Below are 18,261 nucleotides of genomic sequence, written 5' to 3' on the forward strand. Positions count from 1 at the left end.
CCGTCTAGCGTTCCCACGACCCGGTTTCGCGGTAGCGCCGGAGCACTTCGGCGAGCGTGGCGCTGTGGCCGATCGATGGCGGAGGCAACCCGCCGCCGCGACCGAACGCGATTTCGGCGGGAGCGGATTCCTCCGCGACGTCCTCAGCGAACTCGCTCACCGGCGGCACGAGGCGAAGCTGGCTTGCTGGCTCAGGGACTTCGGCCACTTCCGGCTCATCCGGCTGCAGGACTGGTTCCTCGGCCGCCGCGATGTCCTCGACGGGAGCGGGCTCGCAATTCACCGGCAGCCTGACGATCTCGGCTGCGAAATACTGCTCCACCGGCAGCGGCGGCGGCGCGACCGCGACCGGGACGGGAGCTGGCGGAATAGGGGCGGGCGGCACCGGCCAATCGGGCACCGCTACCGATTCCGCTTCGGCGGGAGCCCGCTTGAGGAAGCTCATGGACCGCTTTTGCCCCTGGCTGATGTTGCCGACGCTCGCGATCGGCATCTCGAGCACTCGGTTGAGCGCTGCGGTCTCGGCCACGATCTCCAAAGCCAGTGGCTTGCTGAACGCGAGACCGCACGCCTCGCCTTCCGACCAGACGATCGCACAGACCGCCTCGTGCGAGCCCCAGCGCAGCACCGCCGTCGCACCCGCACCGGGCAGCGAGTCGCCCTCGAACCGTGCACCGGCCTCTGAAATGTCGACGAGCTTGCCGCTGGACTGCGCCGTCATCGTCTGGAGCGACGCCTGGCAAGTCACCTGGACGCGCCGCGAAGCGCGGCGGTCGGGCAGGGTTTCCGGGTCTTCGCTGCGCAGGGGCTCACTCACCATGACAGGATTGAACTTCTGCGTGAAAATCGGGTGAGCGCATAAGGTAAACGGCGCGTCAGGTAATCGCTTATCTGCCGTGCCGAAGCGGGCGCGGGGAGCGATCCCGCGCGCCCGCCATTTGGCACGTCAGGCGGGTTCAGCCACCGACTGTCCCTGCTGGACGCCTGTCGACCCGCCGCGACCGAGGAACACCACGAGATCGTTGGCCAACCGCTCGGTCTGAGTCGCGAACACGGCGTGCGGTTCGCCGTCGTACTCGACGAGAGTCGCGCTCGGAACGGCCTTGGCGACCTCGCGGCCCGTCGCCTCGATCGGAACGGTCACGTCCTTGGTGCCGTGGATGACCAGCGTGGGCACCTTGAAGTTGGGCAGATCGGGGCGGAAGTCGGTCGTGGCGAATGCCTCGGCCGCCTTCAGCGTGGCATACTGGCTCGCCATCATCGCGGTGCTCCAGGCCCACTGCTTCTCTTCCTCGCTGACCTTGTCGACAAGGACGCCGTCACCGTAGAAGTCCTTGAAGAACCCGGTGAAGAAGTGGCGGATATCCTTCTTCATGCCGGCGGTCATCTCGTCGAACGTCGACTGCGGCACGCCGTTGGGATTGTCGTCGGTCTTTAGCATGTACGGCACGACCGATCCGACGAGTGCGGCCTGCGTCACGCCCTTGCCGCCGTGGTTGGTCATGTAGCGGGCGATCTCGCCGCCACCCATCGAGAAGCCGACCAGTGCCACGTCGTCGGTCGCGCCCGCCGCCTGCATCACGTCGGCCAGGTCGGCCGCGAAGGTGTCGTAATCGTAACCGCCCGGGGCGTGGTCCGAATGCCCGAAGCCGCGGCGGTCGTAGGCGATGGCGCGATAGCCTGCATCGGCAAGCGCAATCATGATCGGATCCCAACTGTCCGCGCTCAGCGGCCAGCCGTGGATCAGCACGACAGGGCGGCCCGTGCCGAGTTCCTTGTAACGCAGCTTCGTGCCGTCCTGGGTTGTTGCATAGGGCATGAGAATTCCTTCCTTTCGACTCGTCCGCTTGCTCAATCGCTTTGGGGGGGAGGCCGTTCCTGCTTCGCGCCGAGATGAAATCTTTTATGGTTCAACCCCTTGGCGAATCCAATATGAGAACATATAAGGAACAGATGGGTTTGCCGTCTGTCCTCGAGAAGCTCGAAATCCTGGCCGATGCCGCCAAGTACGATGCCTCGTGCGCGTCGTCCGGCACGACCAAGCGCAATTCGAGCGGGGGGAAAGGTATCGGCTCGACCGAGGGGATGGGTATCTGCCACGCCTACGCGCCCGACGGCCGCTGTATTTCGCTGCTCAAGATCCTGCTGACCAACCACTGCGTGTTCGATTGCCACTACTGCGTCAATCGCAAGAGCTCGAACGTGCGCCGTGCGCGGTTCACGCCGCAGGAGGTTGTGGACCTGACGCTGAGCTTCTACCGCCGCAACTACATCGAGGGGTTGTTCCTCTCTTCGGGCATCATCAAGAGCTCGAACCACACGATGGAGCAGCTGGTCGAGGTCGCGAGAATGCTGCGCGAGGAGCACGACTTTCGCGGCTATATTCATCTCAAGACGATACCCGAGGCCGATCCCGAGCTGGTTCACCAGGCCGGGCTTTATGCCGACCGCGTGTCGATCAACGTCGAACTGCCGACCGATGCTGGCCTCGTCCGCCTCGCGCCCGACAAGAGCGCGCGGCAGATCGAAGGGGCGATGGGCAAGCTCAAGAGCGACATCGTCGAGGCGAAGGATAGCAGGAAGCGGTTCAAGCACGCGCCGCGCTTCGCGCCCGCGGGCCAGTCGACCCAGATGATCGTCGGCGCGGACGCGGCGACCGATGCCGACATCGTGGGCAAGGCCAGCCGGCTCTACGACAACTTCCGCCTGCGCCGCGTGTACTACAGCGCGTTCAGTCCGATCCCCGATGCGAGCGCGGTGCTGCCGCTGAAGCGTCCGCCGCTGATCCGCGAGCACCGGCTCTACCAGTCGGACTGGCTGATGCGGTTCTACGGCTACCAGCCGGGCGAGGTGATGCAGGCGACCGAGGCGGACGGCAACCTGCCGCTCGACATTGATCCCAAGCTCGCCTGGGCGCTCAAGTTTCGTGAGCGCTTCCCGGTCGACGTCAACCGCGCGACCAAGGAGCAACTCCTGCGCGTGCCGGGCCTTGGCGTGCGCGCGGTCGGCCGCATCCTCGCGAGCCGGCGGCACCGGACCATGCGGCTCGACGATGTCGCCAAGCTCACCGTGTCGATCGCCAAGGTGCGGCCGTTCATCGTCACCGCCGACTGGCGCCCGCTGCTGCTGACCGACCGCGCCGACCTGCGCGCGCTGCTCGCGCCGAAACAGGAGCAGCTCGAGCTGTTCGCGGCATGACCGCACTCCAGCACGTCAAGCTCGGCATTTATTACGTCGTCGCGCTGCCTGAGGCGGACGACTTCGACTTCTGGCGCGAGCGGGCGCGGGGGCTGGTGCAGTGCGACGTGCCGCCCGACCGGATCGCGTGGGTCGAGCCGGGCGGCTCGGGCAGCCTGTTCTCGCACGGCGACCGCCGCCTGCCGGTGCCGCCCGCCGATGCCGCTCCGGTGCGCGCGAGCAAGGCGTTCGTGCAGCTTGCCAAGAGCGCGATCTGCCACTCGGACCCCGAGCGGTTCGCGCTGCTCTATCGCCTGCTGTGGCGGTTGCAGGCCAATCCGCGCCTGCTCGAGGATGGCGCCGACCCGGAAGTCCGCAAGCTCGACGAACTGGCGCGCACTGTGCGGCGCGACATCCACAAGATGCGCGCTTTCGTCCGCTTCCGGCTGGTCGAGGACGGCGAGGCTGAAGAGCGCGGGGAGGCGGGCGAGCATTACGTCGCGTGGTTCGAGCCCGAGCACCACATCCTGCGCACCAACGCCGGGTTCTTCGTACGGCGTTTCGCCAACATGAAGTGGTCGATCCTGACGCCGAAGGGGTCGCTCCACTGGGACGGCGATGTGCTGGAGGAGGGCCCGCCCGCGCAGCGGTCCGATGCGCCCGCGGGCGATCCGATGGAGGACCTCTGGCGCACCTACTACGCATCGATCTTCAACCCCGCACGCTTGAAGATCGGCGCGATGCTCAAGGAAATGCCCCGCAAATACTGGAAGAACATGCCCGAGGCGGCGCTCATTCCCGCGCTGGTAGCCGGGGCGCAATCGCGGGAGTCGCAGATGGTCGCAGCAGGCGCGCTGGAATTCGACGAACGGCCCGATACGCTGGCCGCGATCGACACCGCGATCCACGGATGTCGCAAGTGCCCGATCGGCCAGCTCGATAATCACGCGGTGATGGGCGAGGGGCCGCAGGATGCGGCCCTCATGATCGTGGGCGAGCAGCCGGGCGATCAGGAGGACCTTGCAGGTCGACCGTTCGTCGGTCCTGCCGGCCAGTTGCTCGACCGCCACCTCGAGCGTGCCGATATCGACCGGCGCAGCGCTTACGTCACCAATGCGGTCAAGCACTTCAAGTTCGTCCACCGTGGCAAGCGGCGGCTGCACCAGTCGCCGACCGCGAAGGAGATCGACATCTGCCGCTGGTGGGTCGAGAGCGAGCGCCACATCGTGCAGCCCAAGCTCGTCCTCGCGATGGGCGCGAGCGCGGCGCGCGGGATGCTCGGCAAGACGGTGAGCGTGACCAAGGCGCGGGGAGCGCCGATTCCGCTCGACGACGGCAGTGAGTTGTGGGTCACCGTGCATCCCAGCTACCTGCTGCGCCTCGACGGCGCGGCGCAGGAGGAGCAGTCGCGGCTGTTCGACGCCGACCTTGCGGCGGTAAAGGCGCGGCTCGCGGAGCTGGCGGGATGACATGCCCGAGAACGACCTTCTCATCCCGCGCAGGCGGATCGAACTCGACGATCCGGCCGCAATAGCCGCGCCGCCGCGCGCGACGTTCGTCGAGCTGGGGCTCGTCTCCAACTTCAGCTTCCTTCGCGGCGCGTCCGATGCGGTCGACCTCGTGCTGACCGCCCACGCGCTCGGCTACGACGCGATCGGGATCGCCGACGCGAACTCGATGGCGGGCGTGGTGCGCGTCCATACCGAGGCCCGGACGCTCAAGATGCGGCCCGTGATCGGCTGCCGGATCGAGACGGTCGAGGGGCTGGCCTTCCTCGCTTACCCGAAGGACCGCGCCGCCTATGGCCGTCTGTGCCGGCTCATCAGCGCGGGGCGGATGCGCACGCTCGAGGGCGAGTGGCAGGCCAAGGGTGCGTGCGACATCGATCTTGCGATGCTCGCCGCGCACGCCGAGGGGGTGCAACTGGTCCTGCTGCCCCCGGACGATCTCAAGGTGCACTTCGTAATCCCCGCGTGGGCGAGCAACGTGGTTACGCTTGGCGGCGAGCAGGTGCAGGAGGCGGTGGGCGGACGGTTCCTTGAACTCGTCGGGCATCTGGCCGCCGGTCTGCCGACGATGCGCCACCTTGCCGCCAGCCATCTTCACGCGGGCGACGATATCGCGCGGATCGACCGGCTCGATGCGCTGGCGAAGGCGCACGGCTTGGCGCTGCTCGCCACCAACGACGTCCATTACCACACGCCCGAGCGGCGGCCCTTGCAGGACGTGATGGTGGCGATCCGGCACAAGACGAAGGTAGACCGCGCGGGCCACCTGCTGTTCGGCAATGCCGAGCGGCACCTGAAGTCGCCCGCCGAGATGGCGGTGCTGTTCGACCGCTGGCCCCACGCCATCGCGGCGGCGCGCGAGGTGGCCGATGCCTGCACCTTCAGTCTGGAAGAACTGCAGTACGAGTATCCGGAGGAGATCTATCCCGACGGCATGACGCCACAGGCGTTCCTCGAAGCCGAGACATGGAAAGGAGCGAAATGGCGCTATCCCAGTGGCTTACCCGACGCGGTTCGCATGACCTTGCACCGCGAACTCGAACTCATCGGCAAGCTCGACCTCGCGCGCTATTTCCTGACCATCAAGGACATCGTGGACTATGCGCGCGGGGTCGATCCGCCGATCCTATGCCAGGGGCGCGGCTCGGCGGCGAACTCGGCGGTCTGCTATTGCCTCGGCATCACCAGTGTCGACCCGGCGAAGCACGCACTGCTGTTCGACCGCTTCATTTCCGAGGAGCGCAAGGAGCCGCCCGATATCGACGTCGACTTCGAGCACGAGCGGCGCGAGGAGGTAATCCAGCACATCTACAGGCAGTATGGCCGCGACCGCGCAGGGTTGTGTGCGACCGTCATCCACTACCGCCCGCGCATGGCAATCCGCGAGGTCGGCAAGGCTATGGGCCTGTCGGAGGACGTGACCAGCGCGCTCGCACGCACCGTATGGGGCGGATGGGGCAAGGAAATCGGCGACAAGCACGTCGCCGAGACCGGCATGGACGTGACCGATCCGCACCTGAAGCGCGTTCTCAAACTGACCGAGCAAATGATTGGTATGCCGAGACATTTGTCGCAGCACGTCGGCGGGTTCATCCTCACCGACGGACCGTTGACCGAGACCGTGCCGATCGGCAACGGGGCGATGCCCGATCGCAGCTTCATCGAATGGGACAAGGACGATATCGAAGCGCTGGGCATCCTCAAGGTCGACGTGCTCGCGCTGGGAATGCTGACCTGCATCAGGAAGTGCCTCGATCTGCTTGAAAACACGCACGAACGTACCCTGACGCTGGCGACCGTCCCGCGCGAGGATCCCGAAACCTACGCGATGCTGCGCAAGGGGGATTCGCTCGGGGTGTTCCAGGTCGAGAGCCGGGCGCAGATGAACATGCTGCCCCGCCTGCGCCCGCGCGAGTTCTACGACCTGGTGATCCAGGTCGCGATCGTCCGGCCCGGGCCGATCCAGGGCGACATGGTCCACCCCTACCTCAAGCGCAGGCGGGGTGCGGAACAGGTCGTCATCCCCGCACCCGCGCCCGAGCACGGCCCGCCCGACGAGCTGTCGAGCATCCTCGAACGCACGCTGGGGGTGCCGATCTTCCAGGAACAGGCGATGAAGATCGCGCTCGACGCGGCGAAGTTCTCCAGCCTCGAGGCCAATCGCCTCCGCAAGGCGATGGCGACTTTCCGCAGCCGCGGCATGGTCGACGAGCTGCAGGACATGATGGTCGAGCGGATGGTGAACCGGGGCTATGACCGCGAGTTCGCGCAGCGCTGCTTCAACCAGATCCGCGGGTTCGGCGAATACGGCTTCCCCGAGAGCCACGCGGCGAGCTTCGCGCACCTCGTTTACGTGTCGAGTTGGCTCAAGTGCCACTTCCCGGCGGCGTTCGGCTGCGCGCTGCTCAATTCGCAGCCGATGGGTTTCTACGCCCCGGCGCAGATCGTGCGTGACGCCGCGGAGCATGGCGTCACGGTGCTGCCCGTGGACGTCAACGCGTCGGAATGGGATTGCACCCTCGAAGTCATCGGGGAGGCGGCAGAAGGACGTCGCGACAGCGCCAATCTTGATCGCGGCCGCCTCGACCGCCACATCGCTCTCCGCCTGGGCCTGCGACAGATCGACGGCTTGCCCGAGCACGTCGCCGCGCGCCTGCTTGCCGACCGGGCCGAGCGCGGGCCGTTCCACGACGTCGCGGCGCTGCGGGATCGTGCCGGCGTGAGCCCGGCGCACATCGAGCGGCTTGCCAGCGCCGACGCCTTCCAGTCGCTCCGCCTGCCGCGGAGGCAGGCGCTGTGGGATGCGCGCAGCCTGATCGGCGGGCCGGACCTGCCGCTGTTTGCCTTTGCCGAGGCGCGCGACGAGGGGAGCGAAGCGGCCACTTCACTTCCGCGCATGCCGCTGTCGGAAGAGGTCGTCGCCGACTACCAGACTACCCGCCTCAGCCTGAAGGCGCACCCGATGGCGTTCCTGCGCGCCAGCTTGGCCGAGCGTGGCTTTGTGCGCGCCGCCGACCTGCGCGCACGCAAGTTCCGCAGCATGGTACAGGTCGCGGGCGTGGTGCTGATCCGCCAGCGCCCCGGCAGCGCCAAGGGCGTGTGCTTCATCACGCTGGAGGACGAGACCGGGGTGATCAACCTGGTCGTCTGGCCCGACCTCAAGGAAAAGCAGCGCAAGGTCGTGATGGGCAGCCGGCTGATGGAGGTGCGCGGCCGGGTGGAATACGACGACGAGGTGATCCACGTGATCGCCCAGCACATGACCGACGCCACGCACGAGCTTCACCGCCTCAGCGACGACCTCATCAAGACGCCTATTGCGCGCGCCGACCACTGCAACAACCCGCTGCCCACGCGCTGGGGCCCGCGCGACGACCTGCGAGAAGGGGCGGACGATCCGCACGGCGCGGTCGAGCAGTGGGAGCCGCCCGGTCCCGGGAACCGCGAATGCGGCTTTCACGGGCCGGACGCGCGCGGCCATCCGCGCGATGTCCGCATCGTCCCCAAGTTGTTGCCGCTACCGCCAAGCCGCGACTTTCATTAGCGCGAAACCGTCCCGAAACGGGGCGGTGGACAAGCAAACCGTGAACTGCGGCGTGTGGTAAATTACACGTCAACCATGCGCACGACCCTCGCCAAGCTCACCGTCGGCGTCTTCGCCGCGTCCGCCATCGCCGGCACCGCGATCGCATACGATCCCGTCGTGCTGGAGCGGGGCTGGTACCGCGTCGATCGCTTCGACGGCGAGGAGTGCGCGGGCGAAGTGGGCACAAACGGACAATTCTACGTAATCTCGGTCAGCGGCCTGACGCCGGGCGAGCCTGCCTTCCTGACTATCACCAATGGCGACATGACCCCAATCGCGCGCTCTGTGCGCGCGAACGGCGACGGCGAGTGGCGCGAGTACTACATTCCCTTCCGCACCAACCGGGGCGAGGGCGGCACTGTCGCGGTAACGCTCGCGAGTGCGGACTGCACGGTGCCGCTGGGCTTCGACTGGCAGCGCAAGAAGGGCTGGGACGTCCCGCCGCCGCTCGTCCCGCGCTGACCATTCCCGAATCGGGCGGATCGCCCTAGCGGCGGCGCGTGATCGATCCCGAGCGCCTCGCTGCCTTCACCCTGATGACCGCTGCCACCAGCGTGGTACCCGGCGTGTCGATGCTGTTCGCGATGGGTGAGGCGGTGCGCCGCGGTTGGCGCAGCGGCGCGGCGGCGCTGGCCGGGATGCAACTCGGCTATCTCGGTTGGTGGTTGCTCGCCGCACTCGGCCTGGGCACGCTGGCGACCGCATTCCCGGCGCTGTTCAAGGCGCTTGCGATCGCCGGCGGGCTCTACCTCGCATGGCTCGGAATGCAGGCCATTCGCCATGCGGCCGACCCGGCGCCGGGAGAGGGCGAGAGCAACCCGCGCTCGGGCCGCCACGCGTTTGCCAGCGGCGTGTTCGTGGCGCTCGGCAATCCGAAGTCGCTCATCTACATGGTCGCGCTCATTCCGCCGTTCGTCGATGCCCGCGCGCCGGTCGCGCCGCAGCTCGCGCTGCTGGCCGTGGTCGCGCTGGTGATCGATGTGGCGGTCGGGGCGGTCTACATCGGGGCGGGGCGCGGGCTGACGTCCGCGATGGCGAGGCCGGTCACGCGCCGCCGCGTCAATCGCGCAATCGGGGTGACCTACCTGCTGATCGCTGCCGGTGTGCTCATCGATCTGATGGGGCGATGAACCCTTCGCGCCGCCCGCGCGTTGGCAAATCGATGCGGTTCCCCTTCGACATCGTCGCGCTCGCCCTGCTGACATCGGGCGCGCTGTTCTTCGCCGCGAAGGCCTGCCTCGACGCGCACCCCGAGCACAACCCCTGGGCGCCGCTCGATCTGCGCGATCCGCCGGGGTGGGCGACCGAACGTAAGCTTGCCGCCCTGCGTGGCGATGCGCCTGCCTGCCGCGCAGTGCTGGAGCGGAGCGAGGTGGCCTTCACCGTGCTCGATCCGGCGGGCGAGGGCGCCTGCGCGCGTCCCGACCGCACCGTGCTCGACGGGTATCCACTGGCCCCGAACCGGCCTCCGACGACCTGCGGACTCGCCGCCGCGATGGAACTGTGGCTCGAGCGGGGCGTGAAACCGGCAGCCAAGGAAGGACTCGGCTCTCCGCTGGCGCGGATCGAGCACTTCGGTACCTATTCGTGCCGCCGCCTCTATGGCCGCGATTCCGGCCCGTGGAGCGAACACGCGACCGGCAACGCGATCGACATCTCGGCCTTCGTGTTGGCAGACGGCCGCCGCATCTCGGTCCTGGGCGACTGGAGCGGCGATCCGGACGAAGCGGCATTCCTTCGCCGCGTGCGGGACAAGGCGTGTCGCGTGTTCGGCACCGTCCTCAGCCCCGATTACAATACGGCGCACCGCGACCATTTCCACCTCGACCAGCAAGCGCGGGGCTTCGGGAGCGTGTGCCGTTGAAGCGATCGCCGGGGACGCACTTCGCCATTGGCTTGTGAAACGCGCCCCGCTCGGGCAACGGCGGCATCGGACCGCCTAGAAGACGGAGATATGACAGGTGTTTGACTGGTTCCGCCGGCTCGTGCCGAAGTCCGCCGACTTCTTCATCCTGTTCGAACGCCACTCGGCCGCGACCGTCGCCGCTGGCGAGGCGCTTGCCAAGCTCGTCCGCGGCGAAGGCGACCGGACTGCGCTGGTTCACGAGATTCGCGACCGCGAGCACGATGCCGACGACGTCATCCGCGAAGTGCTGCACGAAGTGCGCCAGACCTTCCTGACCCCGTTCGATCGCGGTGCGATCACCGGCCTGATCGGCGCGATGGACGATGTGACCGACGAGATCCAGTCGGCCGCGTCCGCCATCGAGACTTACGAGATCACCGAGTTCGCGCCCGACATGAAGACAATGGCGGAGCATATTTGCCGCGCCCTGCATCAGATCGATGCTGCCCTGCCGCTGCTGCGCGATGTCACCCGGAACGGCGCGAAGCTCCATGACCTGACGCGTGAAATCGTGACGGCGGAAGGCGAGGTGGATGTGATTCACACGCGCGGCCTCAAGGCGAACTTCGCGACGGCCACCTCCGACGGCGATGCGGTGCGCTTCATCGTCGATCGCGAGATATTCAAGCACCTCGAAAAGATCGCCGACGCATTCGAGGACGTGGCGAACCAGATCGACGGCATCGTGATCGATTACGCCTGAGGAGGCGCAGACCATGCACGATCTCGCCTTTCCGCTGCTCGTCGCGCTGATCGTCCTCGCGCTGGCGTTCGACTTTCTCAACGGCCTGCACGACGCGGCCAACTCGATCGCGACGGTGGTGTCGACGCAGTTGCTCGGGCCGGTGCAGGCAGTGATCTTCGCGGCGGTGGGCAACTTCGCGGCTTACTGGATCGTCGGGCTTCACGTCGCCGAGACGGTCGGCAAGGGCATCGTCGACAAGGATATCGTCAGCCCGGCAGTCGTGTTCGGCGCGCTCGTAGGGGCCATGTTCTGGAATGTTGCGACGTGGATCAAGGGCATCCCGTCATCGTCGAGCCACGCACTGATCGGTGGCCTACTCGGCGCAGGCGTGGCGGCTGCCGGGTTCGATGCGGTCGAGAGCTCCGGCACCACGAAGACGATTCTCGCGATCTTCATCAGTCCGTTGATCGGATTCCTCATCGCGATGATGCTGATGCTGGTGACGAGCGTGCTGTTCCAGCGGTCAACGCCGCGCAAGGCGAACAACACATTCAAGGTGCTGCACCTGTGCTCTTCGGCCGCCTATTCGATCAGCCACGGCGGCAACGATGCGCAGAAGACGATGGGGATCATCACCGTCCTGCTCTATTCGACCGGCTACCTCGGCGGAGAGTTCCATGTGCCGGAGTGGGTCGTACTGAGCTGCTACGTGGCGATTTCCCTCGGCACGCTGTCGGGAGGATGGCGAATCATCCAGACGATGGGAACCGGCCTCACCAAGCTCAACCACCATTCGGGTTTCTGCGCCTCGACGGCAGGTTCGATCGTGGTGTTCAGCGCCAGCGCGCTCGGCATTCCGGTATCGACGACCCATGCGATCACCGGCAGCGTAGTCGGCACGGGCGCAGCGCGGCGGGCCAGCGCGGTGCGCTGGACGGTGGCGGCGCGCGTGGTGACCGCGTGGTTTATTACCATCCCGGCGAGCGCCGCGGTGGGCGCGGCGTTCTACATGCTGACGCGGCTGTTCTAGCCTTCGAGCGAATAGCCCGCGCTGCGCACCGTGCGCACCGGATCTTTCGCGCCGTCGAGCGCGATCGCCTGACGCAGGCGGCGGATATGAACGTCGACCGTGCGTAACTCGATCTCGCTCTCGGTGCCCCAGACCCCGTCGAGCAGCTGGCCGCGGCTGAACACGCGGCCCGGGCTTTCCATCAGGAAGCGCAGCAGGCGATATTCGGTCGGGCCGAGGTGGAGCGCCTTGCCGCGGCGCGACACGCGGTGCGCCACGGGATCGAGCGACAGGTCGCCCACGGTGATGCTCTCGCCGGCCAGCGCCGGACGGATGCGGCGAAGCACTGCGGCCACTCGGGCGAGCAGTTCGCGGGGAGAGAACGGCTTGGTCAGGTAATCGTCGGCGCCGGTCTCGAGACCGCGGATCTTGTCGTCCTCGCCCTCGCGAGCGGTGAGCATGATGATCGGCACGTGTGCGGTCGCCTTGTCGCGGCGCAGGCGGCGGCAGACCTCGATCCCGCTTGTCCCTTCGATCATCCAGTCGAGGATGATGAGGTCCGGCGTATCTTCGGCAGCGAGGAGCAGCGCCTCGTCGCCGTCGGGAGTCGCGCGAACGGTGTAGCCTTCGTTGGCGAACCGGTACTCGAGCAGTTCGGCGAGCGCGGGATCGTCTTCGACGAGAAGGAGCTTGGCGGTGGTCATCGCAGATCACCACACACCAGTTTTGTTACACCTTCACGACGGTCATGCGTCAATCGTCCTCGGCCGGATAGAGTCCGGTCGCGGCGTAATAGACCATCTCGGCGACGTTGGTCGCATGGTCTCCGATCCGCTCGATGTTGCGGGCGACGAACAGGAGCTGTGCCGCCGAGCTGATGGTCGAAGGGTTCTCGACCATGTGGCTGACGAGGTTGCGGAATAGCGATTCGTAGAAGTTGTCGACCTTCTCGTCGGTCGCGATGACTTCGCGGGCGAGCACGGCGTCGCGGGCGGCGTAGGCGGTCATTGCATCGTGGACCATCTCGGCGGCGATCTCGCCCATCGCGGGAATAAGCGTCAAGGGGCCGAACTTCTTGCGGTCCTCGATCTGCTTGGAAGCCTTGGCGATGGCTTTCGAATAGTCTCCGATCCGCTCGACCACGCCGGCGATCTTCAATGCGGCGATCACCTCGCGCAGGTCGTCCGCCATCGGCGCGCGCAGGGCGATGATCCGTACCGCCAGCTTGTCGACCTCGGATTCAAGGGCGTCGAGCTTCTTGTCGTCGGCGATCACCTCGTCGGCGAGGGCGTCGTCGCCCTTGACCAGGGTGTCGATCGATTTCTGCACGGCGACTTCGGCCATGCCGCCCATCTCGGCGATCAGGCCGCGCAGCCGGGTGATGTCCTCGTCGAAGGCCTTGACGGTGTGTTCCATGAGTCGTCCGTATCCTAGCCGTAGCGGCCGGTGATGTAATCCTTGGTCCGCTCCTCGAGCGGGTTGGTGAAGATATCCGATGTCCGGCCGTATTCCACCATGTTGCCGAGGTGGAAGAACGCGGTGCGCTGACTGACGCGCGCGGCCTGCTGCATCGAGTGGGTGACGATAACGATCGCGTAGTTCCCGCGCAGTTCGTCGATCAGTTCCTCGATCTTGGCGGTCGCGATGGGGTCGAGCGCAGAGCACGGCTCGTCCATCAGGATCACCTCGGGATCGACCGCGATTGCGCGGGCGATGCACAGACGTTGCTGCTGGCCGCCGGACAGCGCGGTGCCGCTGTCGGTCAGCCGGTCCTTGACCTCGTTCCACAGCCCGGCGCGCTTGAGCGAGCGCTCAACAATCGCGTCAAGCTCGGCCTTGCCCTCGGCCAGGCCATGGATGCGCGGGCCATAGGCGATGTTCTCGAAGATCGACTTGGGAAAGGGGTTGGGCTTCTGGAACACCATGCCGACGCGGGCGCGCAGTTGCACTACATCCATGCCGGACTTGTAGATATCCTCGCCGTCGAGCTCGATCGTGCCTTCGACGCGGGCCGATGGTATCGTGTCGTTCATGCGGTTGAGCGCGCGCAGGAAGGTCGACTTCCCGCAACCCGACGGACCGATGAACGCGGTGACGTACTTGGCGGGGATGTCGATCGAGACGTTGTCGATCGCCTTCTTCGCGCCATAGAAGACCGAGACGTCGCGCGCCTGCATCTTGGCATCGGTATCGTGCAGATTGGGATGGACTACGGTCACCAGGTCTTCTCGAACTTGTTGCGCAGGTAGATGGCGAGCCCGTTCATCACGAGCAGGAACAGCAGTAGCACGATAATCGCCGCGCTGGTGCGTTCCACGAAGCCGCGATCGATTTCATCCGACCACAGGAAGATCTGCACCGGCAGCACGGTCGCGGGAGAGGTGAATCCGTCGGGCGGGGTGGCGACGAAGGCGCGCATCCCGATCATCAGCAACGGCGCGGTCTCTCCCAGCGCGCGGGCCATCCCGATGATCGTGCCGGTCAGGATGCCGGGAAGGGCGAGCGGCAGGACGTGGTGGAAGACCACCTGCACCGGCGAGGCACCGATCGCCAGCGCACCGTCGCGGATGCTCGGTGGCACTGCCTTGATCGCGTTGCGCCCGGCAATCACGATCACCGGCATGGTCATCAGAGCCAGCGTCATGCCGCCGATCAGCGGGGCCGATCGCATGTTCGGGAAAATCCACAGGAACACCGCGAGCCCGAGCAGGCCGAAGATGATCGATGGTACCGCGGCGAGGTTGTTGATCGACACCTCGATAATCTCAGTCCAGCGGTTCTTCGGCGCGTATTCCTCGAGATAGAGCGCCGCCAGCACGCCGATCGGGAACGCCAGCAGGAGCGTGACGAACATCGTCAGCATCGATCCCTTGAGCGCGCCCCAGATGCCGACCGCCTGCGGGTCGGTCGCGTCCGATCGCGTCAAGAAGCCGAAGTCGAAAGCCTCGTCGAGCTTGCCCTGGTCCGCCAGCGAGGTGGCGAGCGAGCGCATTTCGGGTCGGCCTTCACCGGCGAGCCCGGCGGCAAGGCGCGAGCTTGCGGGAAGCGCCAACGTCTCGCTGCGCTTGAGCATCCCTGGATCGGCGGTGATCTGCGCGGCGACTTCGCGCCACGCATCGGGCGAGACTTCCGCCGCGCCCGCTTCGCCAAGCTCCTTGGCCGCGAAGAACTCGATCACTTGCGGCAGGCCCTGACCCTGCAGGCTCTGCTGGATGGCGACCTGGTCGGTCAGCGACGGGTCGAGCGCGAGCCCGGCCTGCGTGAAGTCGATCGCGAAGCGCACTTCGGCGCGCTGGAAGCCGCCGACGCCGTTGATAAGCATGGTGGTCAGCAGGAACAGCAGAACCGCGACCGAGACGAGGATCGCCGACAGTCCGAGCGCCTTGAACCGGCGTTCGGCGGCGTAACGCTTTTTCAGCCGCGCATCGAAAACCGCGGTGCGCGTGGGGGCGGCGAACTCACTCATAGGCTTCGCGGAACCGCTTGACGACGCGCAGGGCGACGAAGTTGAGCGCCAGCGTCACGAGGAAGAGCACGAACCCCAGCGCGAAGGCGCTGAGGGTCGCCGGATGGTCGAAACTGCCTTCGCCGGTCAGCATCGCGACGATCTGCACCGTCACCGTCGTCATCGCCTCGAGCGGGTTGGCGCTGAGGTTGGCCGCGGTCGAGGCTGCCATCACCACGATCATCGTCTCGCCAATCGCGCGGCTGACCGCAAGCATGACGCCCGCGACGATGCCGGGGAGGGCTGCAGGGATCAGGACGCGGCGGATCGTCTCGGACTTGGTCGCCCCCATCGCCAGGCTGCCGTCGCGCATGGCCTGCGGCACGGCGGCGATCGAATCGTCGGCCATCGACGAGACGAAGGGGATGATCATGACGCCCATGACTAGGCCTGCGGCCAGCGCACTTTCGGAGCTCGCGCTTGCGAAGCCAATCGCCTGCGCGCCGTCGCGGATCGCCGGGGCAACCGTCAGTGCGGCGAAATAGCCGTAAACCACCGTGGGTACGCCTGCCAGAATCTCGAGCGCGGGCTTGAGCCACTTCCGGTACGAGGGCTTCGCGTACTGCGTCAGGTAAATCGCGCTCATCAGGCCGAGCGGGATCGCGACTATCATGGCGATGATCGCACCGATGAAGATCGTGCCCCAGAAAAGCGGGATGGCACCGTAGCGGGTCGGGTCAGCCGAAGCCGCGGCGACCATCGGATCCGGGGCCCACATCGTGCCGAACAGGAAGTCGACCGGCGAGATCATGTTGAAGAACCGGACAGTCTCGAACACGAGGCTGACGAGGATACCCAGCGTGGTCAGGATCGCGACCAGCGACGCCAGCAGCAGGATGGCGAGGACGATGCGCTCCACCCGCGTTCGCGCGGTGAACTGCGGTTTCAGCCGCAGGAAAGCGAAGGTGCCTGCAGCGACCGCGATGCCAAGCGTCGCGAGGATGCCGATCAGGCGGAAACGGGCGATCGCCGCGCGGTAGGGCTCGACCAGCGATCCGGCCTGCGGATGCGCCGTGGTGGTCGCCTGTCCGGTCGCCACCGCTTGCGCCTGCGACAGGATCGCGTTGCGCTGGAAATCGAACGCGGGAAGGTTTGCTGCCGCTGGATCGGCCAAGACCGACTGCTGGACGAGCTGGGGCGCGAACGAGGTCCACATCGCCATGAACAGAAGCAGCGGGACCACGATCCATAGCGCCACGTACCAGCCATGATAGCTCGGCAACGCGGCGAGGCGCGTGCCCGGATTGGCTCGGCGCAGGCTCCACGCACGCGCACGGCCGGCCAGCCAGCCTGCAAGGGCGAGGCCGATCGTCAGCAGGAGAAGGAGAGACAGCGACATGGTTGCGGGAGTGGCTTCTTCAGGATGCCAGAGGGCAGGGCGGCCAATGCGTCATTTGCGTGACAATTTCATGACAACGGGCCATCGGCGTCGATGCTGAACGGAATGCGGACAGCGACCGTCGTTCCCTTGCCCAGCTTGCTGTCGATGTCGAGCCGTCCGCGATGGCGCTCCACGATATGTTTCACGATCGCGAGACCCAGGCCGGTCCCGCCCGACGCCCGGCTGCGGCCCGGGTCGGTGCGATAGAAGCGGCGGGTCAAGTAGGGCAGGTGTTCGGGCGCGATCCCTTCGCCAAGATCGGTCACCGTCAGTCGGGCGTCTTCCGCCTGTCCGGGCTCGAGCATGATCGTAACGGCAGTATCTTCGGCGCCGTATTTGAGCGCATTGTCGACGAGGTTGCGGACGAGCTGTTCGAGCTGTTGCTGGTCTCCGCGCACGACGAGATCGTCCGCGAGGGTCAGCACAAGCCGATCCGCGCGGTCGGGGCCAGCTGCGTCGCGCGCGGCACGGTCGACCAGCGGCCGCAGGTCGATTCGCTCGGCGGGCTGGTCGTGCTTCTCGGCCTCGATCCGCGATAGCGACATCAGGTCGTCGACCAGGCTTTTCAGGCGGCGCGATTCGCGCAGGATCGTGCCGAGGAACTTCTCGCGCATCGCCGGGTCGCCCGAGCCGCTCTCTTCGGCCAGCGTCTCGGCATAGCCGATGATCGAAGCGAGCGGGGTGCGCAACTCATGGCTGGCGTTGGCCACGAAGTCGGTGTGCGCGCGGCTGATGTCGGCTTCCGCGGTGCGGTTGATAAGCTCGATCACCGCCATACCGTCACCCATCGGTTGCCGGCTGATCCGCCAGATATCGTGGCGCCTGGCGAGGCCCTGGACGGTGCGGACTTGCGGCCGGTCGGATTCGGTCAGGGCAATCGCATCCGGGTGACGCAGCGCGACGCGCACGTCCTGGTTGACGATGTGCCCTCCCAGCACTTCGCGCGCCGACTGGTTGGCGATGACGATCCGCCCTTTCTCGGTCAGGAGGAGGGGCGTGCCCGAGTGCTCGATCAGCTCCGCCATGCGGTCACGGTTGAGGCCGCCGCCACCGTTGGCGCTCACGACGGGTGGCGGTTCGGCAATGGCGAGCCACAACGAGCCGAACCACAGCAGCAGGACCGCGAGCGCGAGCCAAGGTTGCTCGCCAAGCGCCAGCAAGCCGACCGCACCCAAAAGGGCCAGCGCCATTCCGGGCCAGGGCAAAGTGCGACGCGGCTCCATCGCGCGCGGCCCTAGCCGCGCCGCAGCCGCAGCGCCAGTGTGCTTGGGTGCTGTCATAAAAGTTGGGAAGTTGGTGACCCCTACGGGAATCGAACCCGTGTTTCAGCCGTGAGAGGGCCGCGTCCTAACCGCTAGACGAAGGGGCCATCCGTGCCGGGATGGCGATGCGTTCCGATGGTGACCCCTACGGGAATCGAACCCGTGTTTCAGCCGTGAAAGGGCCGCGTCCTAACCGCTAGACGAAGGGGCCACGCCCGGAAGCGTGGCGGGGCCATTAGGGG

Annotated in this window: 16 protein-coding genes and 2 tRNA genes; 8 read left to right on the forward strand and 10 right to left on the reverse strand. The window is 66.6% G+C overall.

Annotation, left to right across the window (positions count from 1 at the left end):
- Nucleotides 1-4 precede the first annotated feature (4 nt).
- Both ACWPMX_RS05265 and ACWPMX_RS05270 read right to left on the reverse strand, forming a co-directional pair.
- Entirely contained in the window at nt 5-817 is an 813-nt protein-coding gene (locus tag ACWPMX_RS05265) for a hypothetical protein (RefSeq protein WP_455698989.1), read from the reverse strand.
- A 129-nt stretch (nt 818-946) separates the two neighbouring features.
- Nucleotides 947-1,819, reverse strand: coding sequence for an alpha/beta fold hydrolase (locus ACWPMX_RS05270; RefSeq protein WP_455698990.1), 873 nt, complete (start codon nt 1,817-1,819; stop codon nt 947-949).
- A gap of 134 nt (nt 1,820-1,953) precedes the next feature.
- On the opposite strand from ACWPMX_RS05270, the gene ACWPMX_RS05275 reads away from it, so the two are divergent.
- The 8 genes from ACWPMX_RS05275 (at nt 1,954) to ACWPMX_RS05310 (ending at nt 11,892) form a co-directional block, all read left to right on the forward strand.
- A complete protein-coding gene (locus tag ACWPMX_RS05275) occupies nt 1,954-3,198 on the forward strand; it encodes a putative DNA modification/repair radical SAM protein (RefSeq protein ID WP_455698991.1) in 1,245 nt (414 codons plus the stop codon).
- Nucleotides 3,195-4,646: a UdgX family uracil-DNA binding protein gene (locus ACWPMX_RS05280; protein WP_455698992.1), complete on the forward strand. Its 1,452-nt coding sequence runs from the start codon at nt 3,195-3,197 to the stop codon at nt 4,644-4,646. Before ACWPMX_RS05275 ends, ACWPMX_RS05280 begins: the two co-directional genes overlap by 4 nt.
- Nucleotide 4,647: 1 nt before the next feature.
- Nucleotides 4,648-8,229, forward strand: coding sequence for an error-prone DNA polymerase (locus tag ACWPMX_RS05285; RefSeq protein ID WP_455698993.1), 3,582 nt, complete (start codon nt 4,648-4,650; stop codon nt 8,227-8,229).
- Nucleotides 8,230-8,304: 75 nt separating this feature from the next.
- Nucleotides 8,305-8,733 carry a hypothetical protein gene (locus tag ACWPMX_RS05290; protein ID WP_455698994.1) on the forward strand — a complete coding sequence of 143 codons (429 nt, stop codon included), beginning with the start codon at nt 8,305-8,307 and terminating at the stop codon, nt 8,731-8,733.
- Between the two features lie 38 nt (nt 8,734-8,771).
- Nucleotides 8,772-9,401: a LysE family translocator gene (locus ACWPMX_RS05295; RefSeq protein ID WP_455698995.1), complete on the forward strand. Its 630-nt coding sequence runs from the start codon at nt 8,772-8,774 to the stop codon at nt 9,399-9,401.
- A gap of 32 nt (nt 9,402-9,433) precedes the next feature.
- Complete coding sequence (locus ACWPMX_RS05300; RefSeq protein WP_455698996.1) at nt 9,434-10,135, forward strand: extensin-like domain-containing protein; 702 nt, start codon at nt 9,434-9,436, stop codon at nt 10,133-10,135.
- Nucleotides 10,136-10,232: 97 nt separating this feature from the next.
- A complete protein-coding gene (locus ACWPMX_RS05305; RefSeq protein ID WP_455698997.1) occupies nt 10,233-10,880 on the forward strand; it encodes a DUF47 domain-containing protein in 648 nt (215 codons plus the stop codon).
- A 13-nt stretch (nt 10,881-10,893) separates the two neighbouring features.
- Complete coding sequence (locus ACWPMX_RS05310) at nt 10,894-11,892, forward strand: anion permease (RefSeq protein WP_455698998.1); 999 nt, start codon at nt 10,894-10,896, stop codon at nt 11,890-11,892.
- Here the strand turns inward: ACWPMX_RS05310 and phoB are convergent.
- From phoB to ACWPMX_RS05350, 8 genes are all read right to left on the reverse strand, one after another.
- The gene (gene phoB / locus ACWPMX_RS05315) at nt 11,889-12,575 is read right to left on the reverse strand and encodes a phosphate regulon transcriptional regulator PhoB (RefSeq protein ID WP_455698999.1); all 687 of its coding nucleotides are present in this window, start codon (nt 12,573-12,575) and stop codon (nt 11,889-11,891) included. The genes ACWPMX_RS05310 and phoB overlap by 4 nt on opposite strands.
- Before the next feature lie 49 nt (nt 12,576-12,624).
- Nucleotides 12,625-13,287, reverse strand: coding sequence for a phosphate signaling complex protein PhoU (phoU, locus tag ACWPMX_RS05320; protein ID WP_455699000.1), 663 nt, complete (start codon nt 13,285-13,287; stop codon nt 12,625-12,627).
- A 14-nt stretch (nt 13,288-13,301) separates the two neighbouring features.
- A complete protein-coding gene (gene pstB, locus ACWPMX_RS05325; protein ID WP_455700734.1) occupies nt 13,302-14,048 on the reverse strand; it encodes a phosphate ABC transporter ATP-binding protein PstB in 747 nt (248 codons plus the stop codon).
- Between the two features lie 38 nt (nt 14,049-14,086).
- Nucleotides 14,087-15,337: a phosphate ABC transporter permease PstA gene (gene pstA / locus ACWPMX_RS05330; RefSeq protein WP_455699001.1), complete on the reverse strand. Its 1,251-nt coding sequence runs from the start codon at nt 15,335-15,337 to the stop codon at nt 14,087-14,089.
- A complete protein-coding gene (pstC, locus tag ACWPMX_RS05335) occupies nt 15,330-16,715 on the reverse strand; it encodes a phosphate ABC transporter permease subunit PstC (protein WP_455699002.1) in 1,386 nt (461 codons plus the stop codon). The genes pstA and pstC overlap by 8 nt, the downstream gene beginning before the upstream one ends.
- 68 nt (nt 16,716-16,783) lie before the next feature.
- The gene (locus ACWPMX_RS05340; protein ID WP_455699003.1) at nt 16,784-17,962 is read right to left on the reverse strand and encodes an ATP-binding protein; all 1,179 of its coding nucleotides are present in this window, start codon (nt 17,960-17,962) and stop codon (nt 16,784-16,786) included.
- Between the two features lie 89 nt (nt 17,963-18,051).
- Nucleotides 18,052-18,126 (reverse strand) — tRNA-Glu (locus ACWPMX_RS05345).
- A 29-nt stretch (nt 18,127-18,155) separates the two neighbouring features.
- Nucleotides 18,156-18,230 (reverse strand) — tRNA-Glu (locus tag ACWPMX_RS05350).
- Between the last annotated feature and the right edge of the window lie 31 nt (nt 18,231-18,261).

The sequence above is a fragment of the Tsuneonella sp. HG094 genome, assembly GCF_053819285.1.